The organism is Citrobacter sp. RHBSTW-00524, assembly GCF_013747755.1.
Lineage (GTDB): Bacteria > Pseudomonadota > Gammaproteobacteria > Enterobacterales > Enterobacteriaceae > Citrobacter > Citrobacter braakii.
Window position 1 is genome coordinate 4,460,372 of record NZ_CP056421.1, and the last position, 21,811, is coordinate 4,482,182.

General features: G+C 52.6%; 20 protein-coding genes and 1 other annotated feature. Of the genes, 5 read left to right on the plus strand and 15 right to left on the minus strand.

Features of this window, described 5'->3' with window-relative positions; genetic code table 11:
- Positions 1-40: 40 nt before the first annotated feature.
- Positions 41-1,963: a molecular chaperone DnaK gene (gene dnaK, locus HV229_RS21445; protein WP_016151634.1), complete on the minus strand. Its 1,923-nt coding sequence runs from the start codon at positions 1,961-1,963 to the stop codon at positions 41-43.
- A 611-nt stretch (positions 1,964-2,574) separates the two neighbouring features.
- On the opposite strand from dnaK, the gene satP reads away from it, so the two are divergent.
- Entirely contained in the window at positions 2,575-3,141 is a 567-nt protein-coding gene (satP, locus tag HV229_RS21450) for an acetate uptake transporter (RefSeq protein WP_016155650.1), read from the plus strand.
- A 34-nt stretch (positions 3,142-3,175) separates the two neighbouring features.
- Here satP and HV229_RS21455 read toward each other — a convergent pair whose 3' ends face one another.
- The 3 genes from HV229_RS21455 to tal form a co-directional block, all read right to left on the minus strand.
- A complete protein-coding gene (locus HV229_RS21455) occupies positions 3,176-4,483 on the minus strand; it encodes an MFS transporter (RefSeq protein ID WP_181546354.1) in 1,308 nt (435 codons plus the stop codon).
- Between the two features lie 124 nt (positions 4,484-4,607).
- A complete protein-coding gene (mog, locus tag HV229_RS21460) occupies positions 4,608-5,195 on the minus strand; it encodes a molybdopterin adenylyltransferase (protein ID WP_094760795.1) in 588 nt (195 codons plus the stop codon).
- A gap of 110 nt (positions 5,196-5,305) precedes the next feature.
- On the minus strand, positions 5,306-6,259 hold the full coding sequence (gene tal / locus HV229_RS21465; protein WP_016151631.1) for a transaldolase: 954 nt from the start codon (positions 6,257-6,259) through the stop codon (positions 5,306-5,308).
- A gap of 274 nt (positions 6,260-6,533) precedes the next feature.
- On the opposite strand from tal, the gene HV229_RS21470 reads away from it, so the two are divergent.
- On the plus strand, positions 6,534-7,964 hold the full coding sequence (locus HV229_RS21470; protein WP_016155648.1) for a sodium:alanine symporter family protein: 1,431 nt from the start codon (positions 6,534-6,536) through the stop codon (positions 7,962-7,964).
- Positions 7,965-8,041: 77 nt separating this feature from the next.
- Complete coding sequence (gene yaaA, locus HV229_RS21475; protein WP_095715614.1) at positions 8,042-8,815, plus strand: peroxide stress protein YaaA; 774 nt, start codon at positions 8,042-8,044, stop codon at positions 8,813-8,815.
- A gap of 83 nt (positions 8,816-8,898) precedes the next feature.
- Here yaaA and thrC read toward each other — a convergent pair whose 3' ends face one another.
- From thrC to yjjY, 6 genes are all read right to left on the minus strand, one after another.
- The gene (gene thrC, locus HV229_RS21480) at positions 8,899-10,185 is read right to left on the minus strand and encodes a threonine synthase (protein WP_181546356.1); all 1,287 of its coding nucleotides are present in this window, start codon (positions 10,183-10,185) and stop codon (positions 8,899-8,901) included.
- A gap of 3 nt (positions 10,186-10,188) precedes the next feature.
- Positions 10,189-11,118 carry a homoserine kinase gene (thrB, locus tag HV229_RS21485; RefSeq protein ID WP_016155645.1) on the minus strand — a complete coding sequence of 310 codons (930 nt, stop codon included), beginning with the start codon at positions 11,116-11,118 and terminating at the stop codon, positions 10,189-10,191.
- A 1-nt stretch (position 11,119) separates the two neighbouring features.
- Positions 11,120-13,582, minus strand: a complete 2,463-nt coding sequence (thrA, locus tag HV229_RS21490; RefSeq protein WP_016155644.1) for a bifunctional aspartate kinase/homoserine dehydrogenase I — start codon at positions 13,580-13,582, stop codon at positions 11,120-11,122.
- A gap of 23 nt (positions 13,583-13,605) precedes the next feature.
- Positions 13,606-13,732 (minus strand) — a sequence feature (Thr leader region).
- The gene (gene thrL, locus HV229_RS21495; RefSeq protein WP_032337689.1) at positions 13,662-13,727 is read right to left on the minus strand and encodes a thr operon leader peptide; all 66 of its coding nucleotides are present in this window, start codon (positions 13,725-13,727) and stop codon (positions 13,662-13,664) included. (Overlaps the previous feature by 66 nt.)
- Before the next feature lie 206 nt (positions 13,733-13,938).
- The gene (locus HV229_RS21500; protein WP_047358366.1) at positions 13,939-14,625 is read right to left on the minus strand and encodes a tRNA/rRNA methyltransferase; all 687 of its coding nucleotides are present in this window, start codon (positions 14,623-14,625) and stop codon (positions 13,939-13,941) included.
- A 399-nt stretch (positions 14,626-15,024) separates the two neighbouring features.
- A complete protein-coding gene (yjjY, locus tag HV229_RS21505) occupies positions 15,025-15,165 on the minus strand; it encodes a protein YjjY (RefSeq protein WP_042998021.1) in 141 nt (46 codons plus the stop codon).
- A gap of 95 nt (positions 15,166-15,260) precedes the next feature.
- Between yjjY and arcA the strand changes: the two genes are divergently transcribed.
- Positions 15,261-15,977, plus strand: a complete 717-nt coding sequence (gene arcA / locus HV229_RS21510; protein WP_001194359.1) for a two-component system response regulator ArcA — start codon at positions 15,261-15,263, stop codon at positions 15,975-15,977.
- A 60-nt stretch (positions 15,978-16,037) separates the two neighbouring features.
- On the opposite strand, the gene creD is transcribed toward arcA, so the two are convergent.
- The 4 genes from creD to creA are packed head-to-tail and all read right to left on the minus strand — an operon-like array spanning position 16,038 to position 20,062.
- Positions 16,038-17,405 (minus strand): cell envelope integrity protein CreD, encoded by a 1,368-nt coding sequence (creD, locus tag HV229_RS21515; protein ID WP_181546358.1) that lies wholly within the window; start codon positions 17,403-17,405, stop codon positions 16,038-16,040.
- 57 nt (positions 17,406-17,462) lie between these two features.
- Complete coding sequence (gene creC, locus HV229_RS21520) at positions 17,463-18,887, minus strand: two-component system sensor histidine kinase CreC (protein ID WP_181546360.1); 1,425 nt, start codon at positions 18,885-18,887, stop codon at positions 17,463-17,465.
- On the minus strand, positions 18,887-19,576 hold the full coding sequence (gene creB, locus HV229_RS21525) for a two-component system response regulator CreB (RefSeq protein ID WP_181546362.1): 690 nt from the start codon (positions 19,574-19,576) through the stop codon (positions 18,887-18,889). Before creB ends, creC begins: the two co-directional genes overlap by 1 nt.
- Positions 19,577-19,588: 12 nt before the next feature.
- A complete protein-coding gene (gene creA, locus HV229_RS21530) occupies positions 19,589-20,062 on the minus strand; it encodes a protein CreA (RefSeq protein WP_016151621.1) in 474 nt (157 codons plus the stop codon).
- Between the two features lie 211 nt (positions 20,063-20,273).
- Here creA and robA point away from each other — a divergent pair, with 211 nt between their 5' ends.
- The gene (gene robA, locus HV229_RS21535) at positions 20,274-21,143 is read left to right on the plus strand and encodes an MDR efflux pump AcrAB transcriptional activator RobA (protein WP_151216679.1); all 870 of its coding nucleotides are present in this window, start codon (positions 20,274-20,276) and stop codon (positions 21,141-21,143) included.
- Here the strand turns inward: robA and gpmB are convergent.
- The gene (gpmB, locus tag HV229_RS21540) at positions 21,140-21,787 is read right to left on the minus strand and encodes a 2,3-diphosphoglycerate-dependent phosphoglycerate mutase GpmB (RefSeq protein WP_016151619.1); all 648 of its coding nucleotides are present in this window, start codon (positions 21,785-21,787) and stop codon (positions 21,140-21,142) included. The two genes, robA and gpmB, sit on opposite strands and share 4 nt — an antisense overlap.
- Between the last annotated feature and the right edge of the window lie 24 nt (positions 21,788-21,811).

Genomic DNA, 21,811 nt, shown 5'->3' on the forward strand with positions numbered 1-21,811 from the left:
CCTCTTCGCCCGTGCCAGTAATTACCCGTTCAAAGGGCGATTATTTTTTGTCTTTCACTTCTTCAAACTCAGCGTCGACAACGTCGTCATCTTTCGCGTTGTTTGCAGAAGCATCAGCACCTGCTGCGCCAGCCTGCTGCTGTGCGTGCTGCTGCTGAGCGATTTCCATCAGTTTCTGGGAAACCTGTGCCAGCGCCTGCATTTTCGCTTCGATATCCGCTTTGTCTTCGCCTTTCAGAGAAGTTTCCAGCGCAGTCAGTGCAGACTCGATGGCAGTTTTGTCATCAGCCGGCAGTTTGTCGCCTGCTTCTTCAACCTGCTTGCGAGTGCTGTGCAGCAGATGGTCACCCTGGTTACGGGTCTGAACCAGCTCTTCAAACTTACGGTCAGATTCTGCGTTCGCTTCTGCTTCACGAACCATTTTCTGAATTTCTTCTTCGTTCAGACCAGAAGAAGCCTTGATGGTGATCTTCTGCTCTTTACCGCTATTTTTGTCTTTCGCGGAAACGTGCAGGATACCGTCGGCATCGATGTCAAAAGTAACTTCGATCTGCGGCATACCGCGCGGAGCCGGGCTGATGCCATCCAGGTTAAATTGACCCAGATCTTTGTTATCAGCGGCACGTTTACGTTCACCCTGCAGCACGTGGATGGTTACCGCAGACTGGTTGTCTTCAGCGGTAGAGAACACCTGGCTGTGCTTGGTCGGGATAGTGGTGTTTTTCGCGATCAGTGCAGTCATCACGCCACCCATGGTTTCGATACCCAGAGACAGCGGGGTAACGTCCAGCAGCAGCACGTCTTTCACATCACCGGTCAATACACCACCCTGAACGGCAGCACCGATTGCCACAGCTTCGTCCGGGTTAACGTCTTTACGCGGCTCTTTACCGAAGAACTCAGCAACTTTCTTCTGTACCATCGGCATACGAGTCTGACCACCGACCAGGATAACGTCCTGAACGTCGGAAACAGACAGACCAGCATCCTGCAGAGCAACTTTCAGCGGCTCGATAGAACGGTTAACCAGGTCTTCAACCAGGCTTTCCAGTTTCGCACGGGTCACCTTGATGTTCATATGTTTCGGACCAGTCGCGTCTGCAGTGATATACGGCAGGTTCACGTCGGTCTGCTGAGCGGAAGACAGTTCGATCTTCGCTTTCTCAGCGGCTTCTTTCAGACGCTGCATCGCCAGCGGGTCGTTACGCAGGTCGATACCCTGATCTTTCTTAAATTCGTCAACCAGGTAGTTGATCATACGGCTATCGAAGTCTTCACCACCCAGGTGGGTATCACCGTTGGTTGCCAGAACTTCGAAGGTTTTTTCACCGTCAACTTCGTCGATTTCGATAATAGAGATATCGAAAGTACCACCACCCAAGTCATAAACCGCGATAGTACGGTTGCCGACTTCTTTATCCAGACCGTAAGCCAGTGCAGCTGCGGTTGGTTCGTTGATGATACGTTTTACTTCCAGACCTGCGATACGGCCGGCGTCTTTGGTTGCCTGACGCTGAGCATCGTTAAAATATGCAGGTACGGTGATAACTGCTTCAGTTACCGGTTCACCCAGGTAATCTTCAGCCGTTTTCTTCATTTTTTTCAGCACTTCAGCAGAAATCTGCGGCGGTGCCATTTTCTGACCTTTTACGTCAATCCATGCATCACCGTTGTCAGCACCGATGATTTTGTACGGCATGATGGCTTCATCACGCTGCACTTCTTCGTCCTGGAAGCGGCGGCCAATCAGGCGTTTAATCGCAAACAGGGTGTTTTGCGGGTTTGTCACTGCCTGACGTTTAGCCGGCTGACCAACCAGAGTTTCACCATCCTGGGTATAAGCAATGATAGAAGGCGTGGTGCGATCGCCCTCGGCGTTCTCCAGCACACGTGCAGTAGTGCCATCCATAATCGCTACACAAGAGTTGGTAGTACCCAGGTCGATACCAATAATTTTACCCATCTAAACGTCTCCACTAAAAATTCGGTCATCATGTGGTTGTGAATCTGTAATAAGGGCGAAACGTGCGGTTTCAACTACCCTGAATCGTTTTTTTTCAGACTCACCACTGCGGTTGTCTACAAGATGGGGTCGTAACCCACGTCATCAAGGGGGGCATGAAAAATTTTTTTAGCCTTGTGGCATTAAATTCGCAGAAAAAAGGCAAAAAGAGAGAAAAATGAATAGTCGCCAACCAGAATTAATTCATACAACCAATTAAATCAGGAAAGTTATTCACATAAAAATTGTAATAAAAAGAAAAGATTACGAGCATGAATCGTTTTTATGACGACGGTAATATGGTCTGAAGTCACACACTTTTGCAGCCGTCAAAGAGAAACTCCATGAAATCTGTGTTAACCCTTTCCGCCAGCCTGCTTATGAGCCTTCTGCTGAGCAGCACCGCCGTAACTGGCAAGCGTGATGCCCATCACAGGGAAAATAATTCATTTACCCTTCGTTAGATCATAGACAGTGCCCTCTCCCCTGATTATCATGCCGCGCCCCGAAGACAGCGATCGTTATTCGGGGAAACTATTTCACCATTCAATCAATGATGATTTTGAGGAATTATGGGCAACACTAAGTTGGCTAATCCGGCACCGCTGGGCCTGATGGGCTTTGGCATGACCACCATTCTGCTTAACCTGCACAACGCGGGTTTCTTCGCTCTGGACGTTATTATTCTGGCGATGGGCATTTTCTACGGCGGTATCGCGCAAATTTTTGCCGGACTGCTGGAATATAAAAAAGGCAACACCTTCGGTTTAACCGCCTTTACCTCCTACGGTTCGTTCTGGCTGACGCTGGTTGCGATCCTGCTGATGCCGAAAATGGGCCTGGCGGATGCAACCAATGGTCAGTTCCTGGGCGCTTACCTCGGTCTGTGGGGCGTGTTCACTCTGTTCATGTTCATCGGTACGCTGAAAGCGGCGCGCATGCTGCAGTTCGTGTTCCTGAGCCTGACAGTGCTGTTCGCCCTGCTGGCCGTGGGCAACATTGCGGGTAACGAAGCGATCATTCACGTTGCTGGCTGGGTAGGCTTAGTGTGTGGCGCAAGCGCCATTTACCTGGCGATGGGTGAAGTGCTGAACGAACAATTTGGCCGTACCATCCTGCCGATTGGTGAAGCGCACTAATCTGACGCTATCCCCCCTGACGGGGGGATATTCCTTACAAGCGCTGTAACTCTGCCTGTACGCTCGAATCGCGATGATAAAGATCCTGTCGCAGCCAAATCCCCAAACCTAGCCCTACCAGCGATAACGCCAGCACATACCAGGCCGGAGCCATCGGCGACACGCTCATTAACATCGTGACGGCGATTGGCGTCAGACCACCAAAAATGGCGTACGACACGTTGTAAGAAAAGGATATTCCGGTAAAGCGGACTTCCGCCGGAAACGCGCGCACCATCACATAAGGCACAGCCCCCACCACGCCAACGCATAACCCCACCAGCCCGTATAACAGGAACAAATGCTGGGGATGGCTGCCGGTCAGGTGATAGAAAAACCAGCTTGAACAGGCCAGCATCAGGCTGCCGACAATAAAGGTTTTGCTGGCGCCGACCCGATCGACAATAAACCCGGCCAGCAGACAACCGACGCACAGCATAATGGTAGCGACACTGTTGGCTTGCAACGTTAGCGCCGGCGCAAAGCCATACTGCTTCTGCAACCAGACTGGTGACATCAGGATCACCACCACAATCCCAGCCGATAGCAGCCAGGTCAGCAGCATTGAAATAACCACCGCTTTTTTATGTTTGCTCACCACTGACTTCACCGGTAGCTCTTGCGCCAACGCTTTACGTTGCTGCATTTCGAGAAATATGGGTGTCTCCTGCAGCCAACGACGCAGGTACATCGCCACCAGCCCAAACACGCCCCCCAGCAGGAAAGGAATACGCCAGCCGTAATCATGCACCGCCTGCTGCGTCAGGCTGGTGTTCACCAGCGTCGCAACCACTGACCCCAGCAGAATTCCCACCGTCAGGCCGGCAGTCAGCGTTCCGCAGGCAATGCCGATGCGACGCTCCGGTACATGCTCCGCCACGAACACCCACGCGCCCGGAACTTCTCCGCCGATGGCAGCGCCTTGCAAAATACGCATCAGCAGTAACAGCAGCGGCGCGAGGATCCCCATTGAGGCGTAAGTAGGCAACAGGCCAATCGCCAGCGTCGGTATCGCCATCAGCAAAATGCTCAGGGTGAACATTTTCTTGCGCCCGACCAGATCGCCAAAGTGCGCCATGATGATGCCCCCCAGCAGACGCGCCAGATAGCCGGCGGCAAAAATGCCGAAGGTTTGCACCTGACGTAGCCATTCAGGGATGTCTGCGGGGAAGAAGAGCTCGCCAACAACAGCGGCAAAGAAGACAAAGATAATGAAATCATAAAACTCAAGCGCACCACCAAGGGCAGCAAGCGTAAGGGTTTTATAATCCTGGCGATTCAGCGGTCGAGTGTGTTGTGACATAGCAAACCATGAGTCAGTGAAGTAATTGAATCTGTTCGTCGATATATGTAAAGCAAAAATTACTATATCGTAAACAATTCAATACTCCACTGTCATTGGCACTTATGTCACGATCGGGCTACTTTCAGGCTTTTGTATCGCGTATTGCGCTTTTAGGACGAAAAGATGCTACAACAGTCGCTACGGTTTCCACATACGGCCCATCTAATAGCTGTATACAATACGGTACACTTGCAAAAATACCCGGCACGATAACCTTACCGTCGGCATCTTTCACACCTTCCAGCGTCTCTTTGATCGATTTTGGCTGCCCAGGCAGATTCAGGATCAACGCCTGCTTGCGAATCACGCCAACCTGACGGGAAAGAATCGCCGTTGGCACAAAGTGCAGGCTTATCTGGCGCATCTGTTCACCAAAGCCCGGCATCTGACGGTCGGCTACGGCAAGCGTCGCATCAGGCGTTACGTCACGACGGGCCGGACCCGTTCCGCCGGTAGTCAGCACCAGATGACAACTCATTTCGTCTACCAGCTCGCATAAGGTCTGTTCGATGATCGCCTGTTCATCCGGGATCAATCGCGTTTGCAGCTCAAAAGGGGTGGTAAGGGCTGACGCCAGCCACTCTTCAAGGGCCGGGATACCTTTATCCTGGTAAACGCCGCTGGAAGCACGGTCAGAAATGGAAACCAGGCCAATGCGTAAAGTATTCATGATTATTCCGTTTAAACAGTCTCGTTAAACAGAATGATACACTGCGAAGGGAAGGACAGACAGGTTTCAGAAGAGGTAGCGTGACCCATATCAGGGCCACGCACTAATGATTACAGCAGATCGCCGATCATTTTTTCCAGTTTACCCTGGTCTACAGCAAACTTACGGATACCGTCCGCCAGTTTGTCTACAGCCATCGGATCCTGGTTATGCTGCCACAGGAACTCAGCTTCGGTGATGCGTGCAGGGCGCGCTTTCACTTCGCCGGAGAAAGACAGTTTACGTTCGATAGCACCTTCGCTTTCCGCCAGTTCTTTCAGCAGTGCCGGAGCAATCGTCAGACGATCGCAGCCTGCCAGCTCAATGATTTCGCCGATGTTACGGAAGCTCGCACCCATAACTACGGTTTCGTAACCGTGCTGTTTGTAGTACTCGTAGATTTCCGTTACGGAAACCACACCCGGATCTTCTGCCGGTGCATACTCTTTCTTGTCGGTATTGGCTTTGTACCAGTCAAGAATACGGCCAACGAACGGAGAAATCAGATATACGCCAGCTTCTGCACATGCACGCGCCTGCGCGAAGGAGAACAGCAGAGTCAGGTTACAGTTGATGCCTTCTTTTTCCAGCTGCTCAGCGGCACGGATGCCCTGCCAGGTTGAAGCCAGTTTAATCAGGATGCGATCGTTGCTGATGCCAGCATCGTTGTACATTTTGATCAGGCGTTTTGCTTTAGCGATGGACGCGTCGGTGTCGTAGGACAGACGAGCGTCAACTTCAGTGGAGATACGACCTGGGACCAGTTTCAGGATCTCCAGACCGATATTTACTGCCAGCTTGTCGGTCGCGTCGACGACCTGCTGCGCACGGTCGTTGCTCTGCTGCTTAGCCCAGGCTACAGCGTCATCAATCAGCTTGCGGTATTCCGGGATCTGCGCTGCGTTAAGAATGAGAGAAGGGTTAGTTGTGGCATCCTGAGGCTGATACAGCTTCATTGCCGCGATGTCTCCGGTGTCGGCCACTACTGTGGTGAACTGACGAAGGGAGGTCAATTTGTCCGTCATGATAGCGATTCTCTTTAAACAGCTTGTTAGGGGGATGTAACCGATCTTCCCTGATGATAGCACGACGCACTCTCAGCGCAACCGCCTGGATTGTCCGACCAGCCGCTCAGCCCTGATTACGCATCGCCAAGCCTGTGATGCGCAATTAAGGGATATAACGATTGTTATGATAAACTCCCGCAATCAATCACCCTATAAGGTATATACTGGTCGATTATTGGTAGCGCTTACATGGGAATATTCGCGCTTACCGGCATCAACAAGAGGGATGTTAATGCCTGATTTTTTCTCATTTATTAATGAAATACTCTGGGGATCGGTGATGATCTACCTCCTGCTTGGCGCAGGATGTTGGTTCACCTGGCGTACAGGGTTTATTCAGTTTCGCTATATTCGCCAGTTTGGCAAAAGTCTTAAAAACAGCATCAGCCCGCAGCCGGGCGGTTTAACTTCCTTTCAGGCTTTATGCACCAGTCTTGCCGCACGTATCGGTAGCGGAAATCTGGCGGGCGTGGCGTTGGCGATTGCCGCTGGCGGCGCGGGAGCCGTGTTCTGGATGTGGGTCTCGGCGATCATTGGTATGGCGACGTCATTTGCCGAGAGCTCTCTTGCCCAACTGTATAAAGAGCGCGACAGCAAGGGACAGTTTCGCGGCGGTCCTGCGTGGTATATGGAGCGTGGGCTGGGCATGCGCTGGATGGGCGTTCTTTTTGCCATCTTTTTACTCATTGCTTATGGTCTGATTTTTAACAGCGTTCAGGCAAATTCGGTCTCTCATGCGCTGACCTTTGCTTTTGATATCCCTCCCCTCTTTACCGGTATCGCACTGGCAATAGTGTCATTATTGGCAATCATTGGCGGCATTAAAGGCGTTGCCCGCCTGATGCAATGGTTCGTTCCGATGATGGCGCTGTTGTGGGTCGGTTGCAGCATCGTCATCTGTCTGTGGCATTTCGGACAGCTCCCCGGCATTATCATGACCATTATAAAAAGTGCCTTTGGCTGGCAGGAAGCCGCAGCCGGTGCCGCCGGGTATACACTAAGCCAGGCCATTGCCAGCGGCTTTCAACGCGGTATGTTTTCTAATGAGGCCGGAATGGGATCAACTCCGAACGCGGCCGCGTCAGCAGCATCCTGGCCTCCGCATCCTGCGGCACAAGGCATTGTGCAAATGATCGGAGTATTAGTTGATACGCTGATTCTCTGTACGGCCAGCGCGATGATTGTTCTGTTGGCGGGTAATGACGCCAGCTATGTACCGATGGAAGGCATCCAGTTACTTCAGAAAGCGATGGTTTCAGTGACGGGAGAATGGGGTGCCGGATTCGTGGCGTTAATTGTGATTCTGTTTGCCTTTAGCTCTATCGTGGCCAACTACATCTATGCGGAAAACAACCTCGTTTTCCTGAAGCTGGACAATATCCGCGTCATCTGGCTATTACGGATCGCCACCGTTAGCACCGTTATCGGCGGAACGTTAGTCAGCGTTCCGCTGATCTGGCAGTTGGCGGACATCATTATGGCGTGTATGGCCATCACTAACCTGACGGCGATTCTGCTGCTTTCACCGGTTGTGCAGACGATCGCCTGCGACTATCTACGCCAACGCAAACTCGGGGTGCGCCCAGAATTCGATCCGCGCCGTTATCCTGATATCAGACAACAACTTGCGCCCGAAAGCTGGGATGAGACGCCGCGCGGATAGCGCGGCAATCGCAACCATCGATCAATTCTGTCGTTTTTTTTGCTAAAGTCGCAGTAAATTTCCTGCAAGGACTGGATATGCTGATTCTGATTTCACCTGCAAAAACGCTCGACTACCAAAGTCCGCTGGCAACGACACGTCATACATTGCCCGAACTGCTGGATCACTCTCAGCAGCTTATTCACGTGGCGCGCCAACTCTCTGCTCCGCAAATTGGCAAGCTGATGGGAATTAGCGACAAGCTGGCGGATCTGAACGCCACGCGTTTCCATGACTGGCAGCCTGACTTCACGCCGGAAAACGCACGCCAGGCCATTCTGGCGTTTAAAGGCGACGTGTATACCGGACTGCAGGCTGAAACCTTCAGCGAAGCGGATTTCGACTTCGCTCAGCAACACTTACGGATGTTGTCCGGGCTGTACGGCGTTTTGCGTCCGCTGGATTTGATGCAGCCTTACCGTCTGGAGATGGGTATTCGTCTGGCCAATGCGAAAGGTAAAGATCTCTACCAGTTCTGGGGAGATACCATCACCGATAAACTTAACGAAGCGCTGGAAGCGCAAGGCGACAGCGTAGTGATTAACCTCGCCTCGGATGAGTATTTTAAATCCGTGAAGCCGAAAAAGCTCAATGCGGAGCTTATCAAACCGGTCTTCCTCGACGAGAAGAACGGCAAGTTCAAAGTCATCAGCTTCTATGCCAAAAAAGCGCGCGGCCTGATGAGTCGCTACATTATTGAGAACCGCTTAACGCAGCCAGAACAGCTGACCGCATTTAACAGAGAAGGCTATTTCTTTGATGAAGAAGCGTCAGGAAATGGCGAACTGGTGTTTAAACGCCAGGAGCAGTAGTAAAAAGGCCGGATGGCGGCGAACGCCCGATCCGGCCGACAGGTTTGTAGGCCCGCTAAGCAAAGCACCAGCGGGCACAACCGTTAACCGCGGGTCATCATCAGCTTGCGCAGTTCAGCAAAATCAGCAGGCAGGTGATGAGAAAGCAGCGGCAGGTCCGCGCGTTCCGCCAGCGCTTTTGGCAGAGCCAGCGTCAGGTCAAGAATCTCTTCAACGCTTTCTTTAAACTTGGCCGGATGCGCAGTGCCGAGGAACAGGCCGTAATCGCCAGGGTTCAGTTGGTCACGCAGCGCACGGTAAGCCACCGCCGCATGCGGTTCTGAGGTGTACCCCATCTCATGCAGCTCACGCATCGTGTCCTGAGTAGTGGCATCGTCAACAGCGGCATAACCCAGCTCATTCAGACGCCAGATCTTACGGCGGAACAGTTCTTCCACCCGCGGCCAGTTATTTGGCTGGCTGACATCCATCGCATTCGACAACGTCGCCTGAGTCGCTTTCGGCGCCCACTCACCTTGTGCAAGAAAGCGTGGAACCGTATCGTTGACGTTGGTCGCCGCGATAAAACGCTTCACCGGCAAGCCCAGTGATTTTGCCAGCAGCCCGGCAGTCAGATCGCCAAAGTTGCCGCTGGGAACGGAAATAACCAGTTGATTACGCGCCTCTTGCGGCAGTTGAGCCACGGCCTCAAAGTAGTAACAGATTTGCGCCAGCAGACGACTAATGTTGATTGAGTTAGCCGAATTCAGCCCCAAAGCGACCTTCAGCTCTTCGTCATCAAACGCCTGTTTCACCAGCGCCTGACAGGCATCAAAATCGCCATCAATCGCCACGGTTTCAATATTGCCACCCAGTGTACAGAACAGTTTTTCCTGTAATGGGCTAATCTTGCCGTTCGGATAAAGGATCACCACGCGCACATTTTTCAGGCCATAAAAGGCATGTGCGACTGCCGCACCAGTGTCTCCAGAGGTCGCCGTCAGAATGGTGACCGGTTTGTCGCCGCTGATATGCGTCAGCATCTGCGCCATAAAGCGCCCGCCAAAGTCTTTAAATGCAAGCGTTGGGCCGTGGAACAGCTCCAGACAGCCGATATCCACGGCAACCTGAGCAACCGGTGCCGGGAAGGCAAACGCCGCACGCACGCGCTGTTCCAGAATCTCCTGGGGGATTTCATCACCGATAAATGCGGAAAGGATCTTCGCACTGCGGCTAACGAAATCCTGGTTCAACATCTCATCGACTTCTGACAGATTGAATTCCGGCAAATCGTGCGGAAAAAACAATCCCTGATTCTTGCCAAGCCCTTGCGTGACGGCCTGTGCAAAGCTGACCTGTTCGTTATGATCTTTCAGATTATACAGTTTCATTGATTATCCCAGTACCCGTGCGCCCGCCGTGTCCAACCGGCAAATATGAACAAAGCCTTCCTGATTTTGCAGATAATTTTTACCCAGCCAGTCTGCTACACGCTGCGCCGTATCCGGCTTGTCGCACAAAGCGAAAAGCGTCGGCCCCGAACCGGAGATACCGCTGGCCAGCGCCCCGATTTCCGCTACCGCCTGACGCGCCTGGCTAAAGCCTGGCAGCAGGCGGGTACGGTACGGCTCAGCAATGACATCTTTCATCAGCTTCGCGGCAAGCCCTGGCTGACGGGAATAGCAGGCATGGATAAACCCAGCCAGATGCCGCCCGTGGGCGATACAGTCCTGACGGCGATACTGCGCAGGTAAAATCGCCCGCGCTTCTGCCGTCGACACTTTAATCCCCGGATACGCGAGGACCCACAGCCACTCATCAAAGCCTGGCACCTGCTGGCTGATAATGCCGTTTTCTTCGATCATTAACTGCATGCCGCCCAAAAAGCACGGGGCGACGTTATCGTAATGAATACTGCCGGAGATACGCCCTTCCAGCTCACCCATTATCGCCAACAGGCGCGTATCGTTGAGCGGTTTACCGCAATGCTCGTTCATGGCGACCAGCGCCGCCACAACGGAACACGCGCTGGAGCCTAACCCGGAGCCAATCGGCATATTTTTTTCCAGCGTCATCGCCACCGGAACGCTTTTACCCAGCTCCTGACAGAATCGCTCCCAGCACTGGTAGACAATATTTTCTCGCGGCTCAGGCGGCAGCTTATTGGCAAAGCGACCGAGGTTGTTGAGGCTGAAATGGTCAGCCGCCTCAACGGATACCACATCGCCTAACAGCGAACCGTCCACCGGGGTTACCGCCGCTCCGAGCACATCAAACCCGACGCTCATATTGGCGCTGGAAGCCGGGGCATAAACTCTCACCATGTCAGACTCCTAACTTCCATGAAAGGGTACGTAGCAGGTCGGCAAATACGCCCGCCGCCGTCACATCGTTACCCGCGCCGTATCCGCGCAGAACCAACGGTAGCGGCTGATAATAATGGCTGTAAAACGCCAACGCGTTTTCACCGTTTTTCACTTTGAACAGCGGATCGTTGCCGTCTACTGCTTCTATTTTTACGCGACAGACGCCATCCTCTTCAATATTGCCAACATAGCGTAATACTTTCCCCTCATCACGGGCTTTCGCCACACGCGCGGCAAAGGCGTCATCCAGCTGCGACAATTTCGCCATAAACGCGGAAACATCACCGGAATCATCAAACTCTTTTGGCAGGACCGGCTCAATGACAATGTCAGAAAGCTCCAGCTCACGACCGGTTTCACGGGCCAGGATCAGCAGCTTACGCGCCACGTCCGTACCGGATAGATCGTCACGTGGATCGGGTTCGGTATAGCCCAGCTCACGCGCCATGGTGGTGGCCTCGGAGAAGCTCATTCCTTCATCCAGCTTGCCGAAAATAAACGACAGCGAACCAGAAAGAATACCGGAGAAACGTTGCAGTTCATCGCCCGCGCTGAGCAGATTTTGCAAGTTCTCAATTACCGGCAAGCCCGCGCCTACGTTGGTGTCGTACAGGAATTTACGACGAGACTTCGCCGCAGCAAAACGCAGCTGATGGTAGTAATCCATCGACGACGTGTTGGCCTTTTTGTTCGGCGTGACCACATGGAAGCCTTCGCGCAGGAAATCCGCATACTGATCCGCGACCGCCTGACTTGACGTACAGTCGACAATCACCGGATTGAGCAGATGATATTCTTTCACCAGACGAATTAAGCGCCCCAGGTTGAAAGGCTCTTTCGCGCTTTCCAGCTCCGACTGCCAGTTTTCCAGATTCAGACCATGGACGTTGGTCAGCAGGGCCTTCGAGTTCGCCACACCGCACACGCGCAGATCGATATGCTTCTTTTTAAGCCAGGTTTGCTGACGTTTAAGCTGCTCCAGCAGCGCACCGCCCACGCCGCCAACACCAATGACAAATACTTCAATCACCTGATCGGTGTTGAACAGCATCTGATGGGTCACACGCACGCCAGTGGTCGCGTCGTCATTATTCACCACTACCGAAATGGAACGCTCAGACGAGCCCTGGGCGATTGCCACGATATTAATATTCGCGCGAGCCAGCGCGGCAAAAAATTTCGCCGAGATGCCACGCAACGTGCGCATACCATCGCCAACGACCGAGATGATCGCCAGACGCTCAGTCACCGCCAGCGGCTCCAGCAAGCCTTCTTTCAGTTCGAGATAGAATTCATCCTGCATGGCGCGTTGCGCACGCGCGCAGTCGCCCTGCGGGACGCAGAAGCTGATGCTGTATTCAGAAGAGGATTGGGTGATCAGCACCACCGAGATGCCTGCGCGCGACATCACGGCAAAAACACGCGCCGCCATCCCCACCATGCCTTTCATCCCAGGGCCGGAGACGCTAAACATCGCCATGTTATTGAGGTTAGAAATCCCTTTTACCGGCAAATCGTCATCATCACTGCTGGCACCGATAAGCGTGCCGGGCGCTTGTGGATTGCCGGTATTTTTAATTAGGCACGGGATCTGGAACTGGGCAATAGGGGTAATGGTGCGCGGGTGCAGCACTTTAGCGCCGAAGTAAGAAAGCTCCATCGCTTCCTGATAAGACATCGACTTCAGCAGTCGGGCGTCGGGTACCTGGCGCGGATCGCAGGTATATACGCCATCGACATCGGTCCAGATCTCACAACAATCGGCGCGCAAACAGGCGGCCAGTACTGCGGCAGAGTAGTCAGAGCCATTACGCCCCAGCACCACTAACTCTCCTTTCTCATTCCCGGCGGTAAATCCTGCCATCAGAACCATATGGTCCGCAGGAATACGGCTGGCGGCAATGCGGCGCGTAGATTCGGCAATATCAACGGTAGATTCGAGGTAATTGCCTACCGCCAGCAATTTCTCTACCGGGTCGATGACCGTCACGTTGTGCCCGCGCGCTTCCAGCAGGCCAGCCATGATGGCGATCGACATTTTTTCACCACGGCAAATAAGCGCGGCATTGATGCTGTCCGGGCACTGACCCAGCAGGCTGATACCGTGCAGGACGTGCTTAATCTGTGCAAACTCTTGTTCAACAAAGGCTTTGAGCGGAGCCTGCGGGAAACCCGGTTGCGCGGCGGCAAGACCCACCAACAGCTCAGAGAAAATGCGTTCGGCGTCGCTGATATTGGCTAAAGCATCCTGACCACCGATGGTCTTCTCAATCATCGCCACCAGATGGTTGGTAATTTTTGCGGGGGCAGAAAGAACGGTCGCGACCTGCCCCTGTCTGGCATTGCTTTCCAGAATATCGGCAACCCGCAGAAAGCGCTCTGCATTTGCCACTGATGTACCGCCGAACTTCAACACTCGCATGGTTTACCTCATTGCCTTTGGTCGAAAAAAAAGCCCGCACTGTTTAGGTGCGGGCTTTTTCTTGTGTTTCCTGTACGCGTCAGCCCGCACCGTTACCTGTGGTAATGGTGATGGTTGTGGTAATGGTGATGCTGATGCGTTTCATGATGTTGTGTGCTCTGTAATTATTTATTATCTGTCCTGTATTCTTTTAGGGTTAAAGTATCTGCTGACCTAAGTCAATAAATTTTTAAATTGGTCACATTCCGAAACTTGTTCACGAGCAACTGCTTGCCCTTTTAGTTTCGACCAATACAGTATGTCACCCCTACTTGAATCCAGAATAAAACACCACACAGTAAAAACAGTTCGATACTTTATTTCGCGATGCTTTTTTCTATATCATGTAAAAAACGGTGCAACATTGCCGTATCTCGCTGCCCTAACAGACCCATTCGCTGTTGCAGCCAGTCCGTCAACTTGATGTCGTCAGAAACGTTCAGCGTGGCTAATAAACGCAAAACGCGCGCGCGCAATGCCTGTAGCTGAAGCTCATCCGTCACCTCAATGTTTTTGACGGGTTGTTGTATTAAACCTGCTAATTGATAGCAATACACCATCACCGCCTGCCCCAAATTGAGTGAAGGATAGTCAGCCACCATAGGTACACCGGTGAGTACATCCGCCAGGGCCAATTCTTCGTTGGTCAGCCCTGAATCTTCACGACCAAAAACCAGCGCGGCATGATCCATCCACGTTGATTTTTCCTGCAGCAGAGGAACCAGTTCGACCGGCGTAGCGTAGTAATGGAACTTCGCCCGACTACGCGCAGTGGTCGCGACGGTAAAATCTACGTCGTACAGCGCCTCCGCCAACGTTGAAAAAACGCTAATATTATCAATAATATCGCCAGAACCATGCGCGACCCATCGCGTGGCGGGTTCCAGGTGGGCTTCGCTGTCAACGATGCGTAATTGGGTGAACCCCATGGTCTTCATAGCGCGGGCAGCCGCACCAATATTTTCCGCTCTGGCGGGGGCAACCAGAATAATTGTTAAACGCATTTCGATACTCTTTTTGGCCAGTCTGCAAGGAATAATGTGACGTGCTTCAACATATTACGCAGTGCGAATTTACATATTTTTAACAGAAATCACTGAAAAAGCATTTCGCATCCATTAAAAAATGCTAAACTATTTCCCGGGTGTACTATTGCTTTTTATGTTAACAAAAGTTGCATATCCCTCTGTTTATCCATGATAATTTAATTTAAAATGGATCGCACTGGTTGGATTCATTACATTTATTAATTTGCTCGTGCAACTAGTTGTAATATTGCAATTTTGTGATGAAAGCAAACATTTGGATACGTTGATTTCATCAAACTGTTAACGTGCTACAATTGAACTTGATATATGTCAACGAAGCGTAGTTTTATTGGGTGTCCGGCATGTCTTAGCCTGTTATGTTGCTGTTAAAATGGTTAGGATGACAGCCGTTTTTGACACTGTCGGGTCCAGAGGGAAACTACCCACGACCAAGCTAATGATGTTGTTGACGTTGATGGAAAGTGCATCAAGAACGCAATTACGTACTTTAGTCATGTTACGCCGATCATGTTAATTTACGGCATGCATCAGGCAGGTCAGGGACTTTTGTACTTCCTGTTTCGATTTAGTTGGCAATTTAGGTAGCAAACATGCAGACCCCGCACATTCTTATCGTTGAAGACGAGTTAGTAACACGCAACACGTTGAAAAGCATTTTCGAAGCAGAAGGCTATGATGTATTCGAAGCGACAGATGGCGCGGAAATGCATCAGATTCTCTCTGAATATGATATCAACCTTGTGATTATGGATATCAATCTGCCTGGGAAAAATGGCCTGCTGTTAGCGCGCGAACTTCGCGAACAAGCTAACGTTGCGCTGATGTTCCTGACGGGCCGTGATAACGAAGTCGATAAAATTCTCGGCCTCGAAATCGGCGCAGACGATTACATCACCAAGCCGTTTAACCCGCGCGAACTGACTATCCGTGCTCGTAACCTGCTGTCCCGTACCATGAACCTGGGTACTGTCAGCGAAGAACGCCGTAGCGTCGAAAGCTACAAGTTCAATGGCTGGGAGCTGGACATCAACAGCCGCTCTCTGATTGGTCCTGACGGTGAGCAGTATAAACTGCCACGCAGCGAATTCCGCGCCATGCTTCACTTCTGTGAGAATCCGGGCAAAATCCAGTCTCGCGCAGAACTGCTGAAAAAAATGACCGGTCGCGAACTGAAGCCGCATGACCGTACCGTTGACGTGACGATCCGCCGCATTCGTAAACATTTCGAATCAACGCCGGATACGCCAGAAATCATCGCCACCATTCACGGTGAAGGCTACCGTTTCTGCGGCGACCTGCAGGATTAATTCAATCCTCACTGGTATAAAAACGGCGCTTTATGCGCCGTTTTTCATTTCCCTACCGCTCTATTTCCACAAGCGAAATTCGTCGCTCTGCGCAGGCTGAAGCTCTGGAAGTTCTGTAGATTTTGGCTTTGCTTTTGGCTGTGCCAGCGAGTGCCAGTCAAGATGACGCGTCAGGAACATGACCCCACAAAGCGCGAACAACAGCACGCCGGTTCCCAGCAGTAAAGAGCTATCCTGTGAACGTAGCAGCACCCACATCACACCATCCAGCCCCAGCAGCGCCACGGTGAACAAAATACTGCTCCGCCAGCCCTGCAATATCGCCTGCAGATACACACCGTTCATCAACGCCCCCACCAGACTTGCCGTTATCCACGCCGCCGTAAAACCGATGTGTTCCGACAGTGCCAGCAGCAGCAGATAAAACATTACCAGCGATAGCCCCACCAGCAGATACTGCATCGGGTGCAAGCGCAGATTGGTCATACTTTCAAGGACGAAGAAAGACATAAAGGTCAGCACAATCAGCAGGATGGCATACTTTGTCGCCCTGTCCGTTAACTGGTACTGATCTGCAGGCGTGGCGACGGCGACGCTAAACGCTGGCATGCCCAGCCAACCAATCTTTTCGTCGTTAAAGCGCTCGCCGAGGTTGTTCGCAAACCAGCTGCTTTGCCACTGAGCCTTGAATCCTGATTCGCTAATTTCGCGCTTAGCCGGGAGAAAGTCCCCAAGAAAGTTGGGATGCGGCCAGTTGCTGGTTAAGGTCATTTCACTGTTACGCCCAACCGGAACGACGGAGAAATCGCCGGTTCCGCTCAAATTAAGCGACAACGCCATGCTCAGATTTTGCTCAACCCAGCTCGCATCGGGTAGCGGAATGTGGATCCCCTGCGCACGTCCATCCAGCCCCGTCCCAGGCTCAACGGCCAGCGACGTTCCATTGACCTGCGGCGCTTTTACCACGCCAATCCCACGCGCGTCCCCCACGCCAACCACAATAAACGGTTTGCCGATGCTGATATTTGGATGATTTAAATCACTTAACCGTTCGGCGTTAAACTCAGCCTTCACCGAAACATCATTGTGCCAGACCTGGCCCTCATAAATACCGATTTTACGCGCTTCAACGTTCTGATTCCCCTCAACTACCAACGACTCCGGCAGCCAGAAATGGATATAGCTACGCTTACGCTGGATTTCTTTGCCATCCTCCAGTGAGGTGTAAAGTTCCGTTACCGGAATGGCTATCAGCGGTCCTACCATCTTTTGCGGCCCGCTGGTGCTCTGTCGGATAGCATCTTCGACTTTATCGCGGTAATCCGATCGCTCCACGATGATCTGCCTGACCATCGTCAGCGGAATTAACAGCAGCAGTATTGCGCCACCTAAGGTGACTATTTTCCAAAACAGGGGTGATTTAAACATAGCGTTCTCCTTTGCAATATCAGCAAGGTAGAACAGCTATGTGCGGAGAATTTGAAGTTATGTGAAGTGACCGTGAAGCGTAAACGAGGCCTGTGCGCCGCCTTGTGGTCGGTTGCACAATGTCACCGTCCCCTCGTGCAGTCGCGCAACCTCACTGACAAACGCCAGCCCTAAACCGCTGCTCTTATGCCCATTTTCACGGGGCAGCGAATAGAAACGCTCAAAAATACGCGGCAACGCGAAGTCGGGGATCCCGCTGCCGCTGTCGATTATCTGCAACGTGACCAGTTCATCCTGCTGATGCGCGCTCAGCGTAATCGTCCCGTCCTGTGGCGTGAAGTCGATAGCGTTGTCGAGCAAATTCCCCAATGCCTGCTCCAGTAACGCAGGATCGGCGGCGACGCTAAGCGATGAAGGCATAATGGTAAGCGTGATGTTTTTTGCCGCCAGTTGCACGCTGCGTGCCTCTTTGAGCTGAGCAAACAGCGCATCTACCGCCACTGGCGTCAACGTAATGTCCTGTCGATTCTCCAGTCGCGTCTGGCGTAACAGGGTTTCGACCAGCGCCTGCATGCGCGCATTTTGCGTCAGAATATTATCGGTAAAGCGCGCAACCACGTTCGGCGGCGGACCTTCGCGCAAAATCTCAGCCGCGCCGCGAATGGCCGCCAGCGGACTTTTCAGTTCATGCGTTAACGCATAAACATACTGCTCAATGTAGTTCTTGCCCTCCAGCTTCAGTCGCATACTTTCCAGCGCCTGCGCCAGTTTACGTAGCTCGCTGCTACCTAAATCAGGCAGTGGGACGGGGCGATTCTCGGTAACGGAGTCGGCATAGCGCGCCAGCCGGGCGATGGAGCGGTTTATCCACCATACCATCCCGATGCCAATCACTAAGGCAATGCCCAGCAATACGGCGCTGGCCCACAGCATCCGCCGTTCACTGCGTTTAATCACCGGCGCCATCGCCGCATTCGGTTTACCGACGCTAAGCACTCCGATAATACGTCCGCCGTCTACGATCGGCGCGGCCACGTACATCACTGAACTTTCCGGATCGTTCGGGTTTTGCGGCGTACTGCGGGCGCCATATTGCCCACGCAGGGTTAACCACACGTCGTTCCAGCGAGAATAGTCCTGACCGACAGCCTGGTTTGCGGAATCAAACAACACTTTACCCTGCGCGTCCGTCATGTAGACATGGTATTCATTACGGACTTTGTTAATGCCGCTGATATTGGCGCTGAATGGGCGGTTATGCAGTTGCGAAAATGCCTGCGCCAGCTTGCCGTTGGCTGGAGAGTCAGAGAGCAAGTCATCGCGCGCCAGCGCAGCCAGCAGCGTGGCGGTATCAATCAAAGTGCCTTCGGTTGCCCGGCGGACGCCTGGTTTAATTTCCTGTACAAAAATCGACAAAACGAACCAGGCGGCGACGGCAACAATCAGAAAATAGCCGAGCAACAAACGCATGCCAATGCGCATCAGACGCTCCTCAGGCTATATCCCATACCGCGATGCGTATTGATGGGGGAAAGCTCAGGGTTGATAGCCCGCAGCTTGGCGCGCAGCGTTTTAATGTGGGTATCGACCGTTCTGTCAAAGGTGTCCTGTGCATCGGCCCAGACTAAATCCATCAACTGCTGGCGTGAGTAAATGCGCCCCGGCGACAACAGCAGTGTTTTCAGCAACAGAAATTCATAGCGCGTCAGGTTTAACGGCTTGCCGAACCAGGTAATCTGCGCGGTCAGCTCATTAAGTTCAAAATCGCCGCAACGCGTCGTCGATGAAGGAGCAGAGAATTTCTGCACCCGCCGCAGCAGCGTACGCACGCGGGCGCACACCTCGCGCGGTGAGAAAGGCTTGGCAACATAGTCATCCGCGCCAATTTCCAGCCCCAGCAGGCGATCCACCTCATCGCTACGCGCGGTCAGAAACAGGATCGGCAACGCTGGATGCCGCTCCAGCAGGCGTCGACACAGTTCAAAACCGCTGATATCCGGTAGTCCGACATCCAGAACGATCGCATCAGGACAACGCTGGCGAGATTTCTCCAGCGCAGGTAACCCGCGCTCAAACGCTTCCACGCTAAAACCTTCCTGCTGCAGCATGTAGATGAGCGTATCGGCAATGCCCTGCTCATCCTCAACCAACCAGATCAACGGTTGTTGCATTTTGCTTCCTTGTTATTCCCGCCACGGCATGATGGGCACCGCGCTGATGGCATTTTTGGGCGATCCATCGACCACTTTATCTGAATAGGCCAGATAGGCCAGGGCATTACGTTTCGCGTCGTAAAAACGCACGACCTGTAAGGATTTAAACACCAGCGAGGTACGTTTTTTAAATACCACTTCGCCCTGCGCTTTGCCGTTCTTGATTCTGTCGCTCAGTTCTACCGGCCCCACCTGCTGACAGGAAATGGCGGCATCGGAGGTATCTTCCGCCAGCCCCAGCCCACCTTTGATGCCGCCGGTCTTCGCCCGGCTCACGTAGCAGGTCACGTTGGTAACATCTGGATCGTCAAACGCTTCGACCACAATTTTATGATCCGGCCCAAACATTTTGAACACCGTATCGACAGATCCAATCTGCTCCGCATGGGCGACCTGCGCCAACATCAGCAGAATTGAGGAAATGATTAAGCTCTTATATTTCATATTGTTACCATTTTTAAAAGTTACTCTGTGTAATTATTCGACATTCTAAGATAAAACGTATACAGATCACAGGATTACAATAATCACGCTTTCGAATGATCGAAAAAAGCATTTATGAGCAAAAAAAACACTGAATGCTAAAACAGCAAAAAATGCTATTATCCTCATACCTGACGTCAGGTACTCGTTGTTGAAAGGATGAGGATATTTTATGGATCAGGCTGGCATTATTCGCGACCTATTAATCTGGCTGGAAGGTCATCTGGATCAGCCTTTGTCGCTTGACAATGTGGCGGCAAAAGCAGGCTATTCCAAGTGGCACCTGCAGAGAATGTTTAAGGACGTGACGGGCCATGCTATTGGCGCCTATATCCGCGCCCGTCGTTTATCGAAATCCGCAGTGGCGCTGCGCCTGACTGCACGCCCAATTCTGGATATTGCGCTGCAATATCGCTTTGACTCTCAACAAACCTTTACCCGCGCGTTCAAGAAACAGTTTTCCCAAACGCCTGCGCTGTATCGCCGTTCGCCGGACTGGAGCGCGTTTGGTATTCGCCCGCCTATGCGACTGGGTGAATTTGCCATGCCTGCGCACGAGTTTGTCACGCTGGAAGATACGCAACTGCTTGGCACCACGCAAAGCTATTCCTGCTCGCTGGAGCAGATTTCAGATTTCCGTCATGAAATGCGAATTCAGTTCTGGCGCGACTTCCTTAGCCAGGCTCCTGCGATCCCACCTGTGCTGTACGGGTTGAACGAAACGCGTCCGAGCATTGAAAAAGATGACGAGCAGGAAGTGTTTTACACCACAGCACTGACGCCGGAACAGGCCAATGGTTATGTGCCGTCGGCACAGCCTATCCTGCTACAGGGCGGCGAGTATGTGATGTTTACCTATGAAGGGCTGGGGACCGGCGTACAGGAGTTTATCCTGACGGTTTACGGCACATGCATGCCAATGCTGAACCTGACGCGCCGTAAAGGGCAGGATATCGAGCGATACTACCCGGCAGAAGATGCCAAAGCGGGAGATCGCCCGATCAACCTGCGCTGCGAATTCCTGATTCCGATTCGCCGCTAGCGCTGCAGTTCGTCTAACGCAGGGGCGTCCAGATGTGAGATGTCCCCTGCCGTTTCAACTACCCATCCCGGCGCCAGCCACAAACTTTCCTGGTAATCGACGCGAGAAATAGAACAGTTGCGCAGACGCAGGCGACGTTCAGCCCATGCCGGTAATCCCAGAATCGTACTCACCAGACAACCCAGTGCAATACCGTGACTGACCAGCAGCGGACGACTCCCCGGCGGCAACTCCAGACAGGATGCCAGCGCCGCGTGGACGCGATCGCTCAGTTCCTGCATCGATTCCCCTTCAGGAATACGCCCCTCCACCGTACCGTTCACCAACTGGCGACGCCAGCCCTCTTCTTCCGACGTCAGCGTATCGATATGGCGTTGCTCCAGCACGCCCATATTCAGCTCGCGCAAACGTGAGTCATAGGTGATATCACAGCCACAGGCCTGGGCGATGATTTCTGCGGTGCGTCGTGTACGACCTAAATCGCTGCTGATGACATGCGTAATACCAAACGTGCGGGCGCGTTCGCCCACCTGCATGGCTTGCTGTTCACCTTTAGCGGTCAGTGGGCTGTCTGACTGGCCTTGAATACGTCGCTCGGCGTTCCACTGCGTTTCGCCATGGCGAACAAGGTATACCTGTAACATGCTTTTTTTCCGTTATACTGCGAT

Coding starts and splice junctions, on each gene's coding strand:
- arcA (WP_001194359.1), top strand. CDS start 15,261: ATGCAGACCCCGCACATTCTTATCGTTGAAGACGAGTTAGTAACACGC.
- thrC (WP_181546356.1), bottom strand. CDS start 10,185: ATGAAACTGTATAATCTGAAAGATCATAACGAACAGGTCAGCTTTGCA.
- tal (WP_016151631.1), bottom strand. CDS start 6,259: ATGACGGACAAATTGACCTCCCTTCGTCAGTTCACCACAGTAGTGGCC.
- thrB (WP_016155645.1), bottom strand. CDS start 11,118: ATGGTGAGAGTTTATGCCCCGGCTTCCAGCGCCAATATGAGCGTCGGG.
- gpmB (WP_016151619.1), bottom strand. CDS start 21,787: ATGTTACAGGTATACCTTGTTCGCCATGGCGAAACGCAGTGGAACGCC.
- creC (WP_181546360.1), bottom strand. CDS start 18,887: ATGCGCATTGGCATGCGTTTGTTGCTCGGCTATTTTCTGATTGTTGCC.
- HV229_RS21455 (WP_181546354.1), bottom strand. CDS start 4,483: ATGTCACAACACACTCGACCGCTGAATCGCCAGGATTATAAAACCCTT.
- creD (WP_181546358.1), bottom strand. CDS start 17,405: ATGTTTAAATCACCCCTGTTTTGGAAAATAGTCACCTTAGGTGGCGCA.
- mog (WP_094760795.1), bottom strand. CDS start 5,195: ATGAATACTTTACGCATTGGCCTGGTTTCCATTTCTGACCGTGCTTCC.
- HV229_RS21470 (WP_016155648.1), top strand. CDS start 6,534: ATGCCTGATTTTTTCTCATTTATTAATGAAATACTCTGGGGATCGGTG.
- dnaK (WP_016151634.1), bottom strand. CDS start 1,963: ATGGGTAAAATTATTGGTATCGACCTGGGTACTACCAACTCTTGTGTA.
- creA (WP_016151621.1), bottom strand. CDS start 20,062: ATGAAATATAAGAGCTTAATCATTTCCTCAATTCTGCTGATGTTGGCG.
- creB (WP_181546362.1), bottom strand. CDS start 19,576: ATGCAACAACCGTTGATCTGGTTGGTTGAGGATGAGCAGGGCATTGCC.
- thrA (WP_016155644.1), bottom strand. CDS start 13,582: ATGCGAGTGTTGAAGTTCGGCGGTACATCAGTGGCAAATGCAGAGCGC.
- yjjY (WP_042998021.1), bottom strand. CDS start 15,165: ATGACTAAAGTACGTAATTGCGTTCTTGATGCACTTTCCATCAACGTC.
- robA (WP_151216679.1), top strand. CDS start 20,274: ATGGATCAGGCTGGCATTATTCGCGACCTATTAATCTGGCTGGAAGGT.
- HV229_RS21500 (WP_047358366.1), bottom strand. CDS start 14,625: ATGCGTTTAACAATTATTCTGGTTGCCCCCGCCAGAGCGGAAAATATT.
- yaaA (WP_095715614.1), top strand. CDS start 8,042: ATGCTGATTCTGATTTCACCTGCAAAAACGCTCGACTACCAAAGTCCG.
- satP (WP_016155650.1), top strand. CDS start 2,575: ATGGGCAACACTAAGTTGGCTAATCCGGCACCGCTGGGCCTGATGGGC.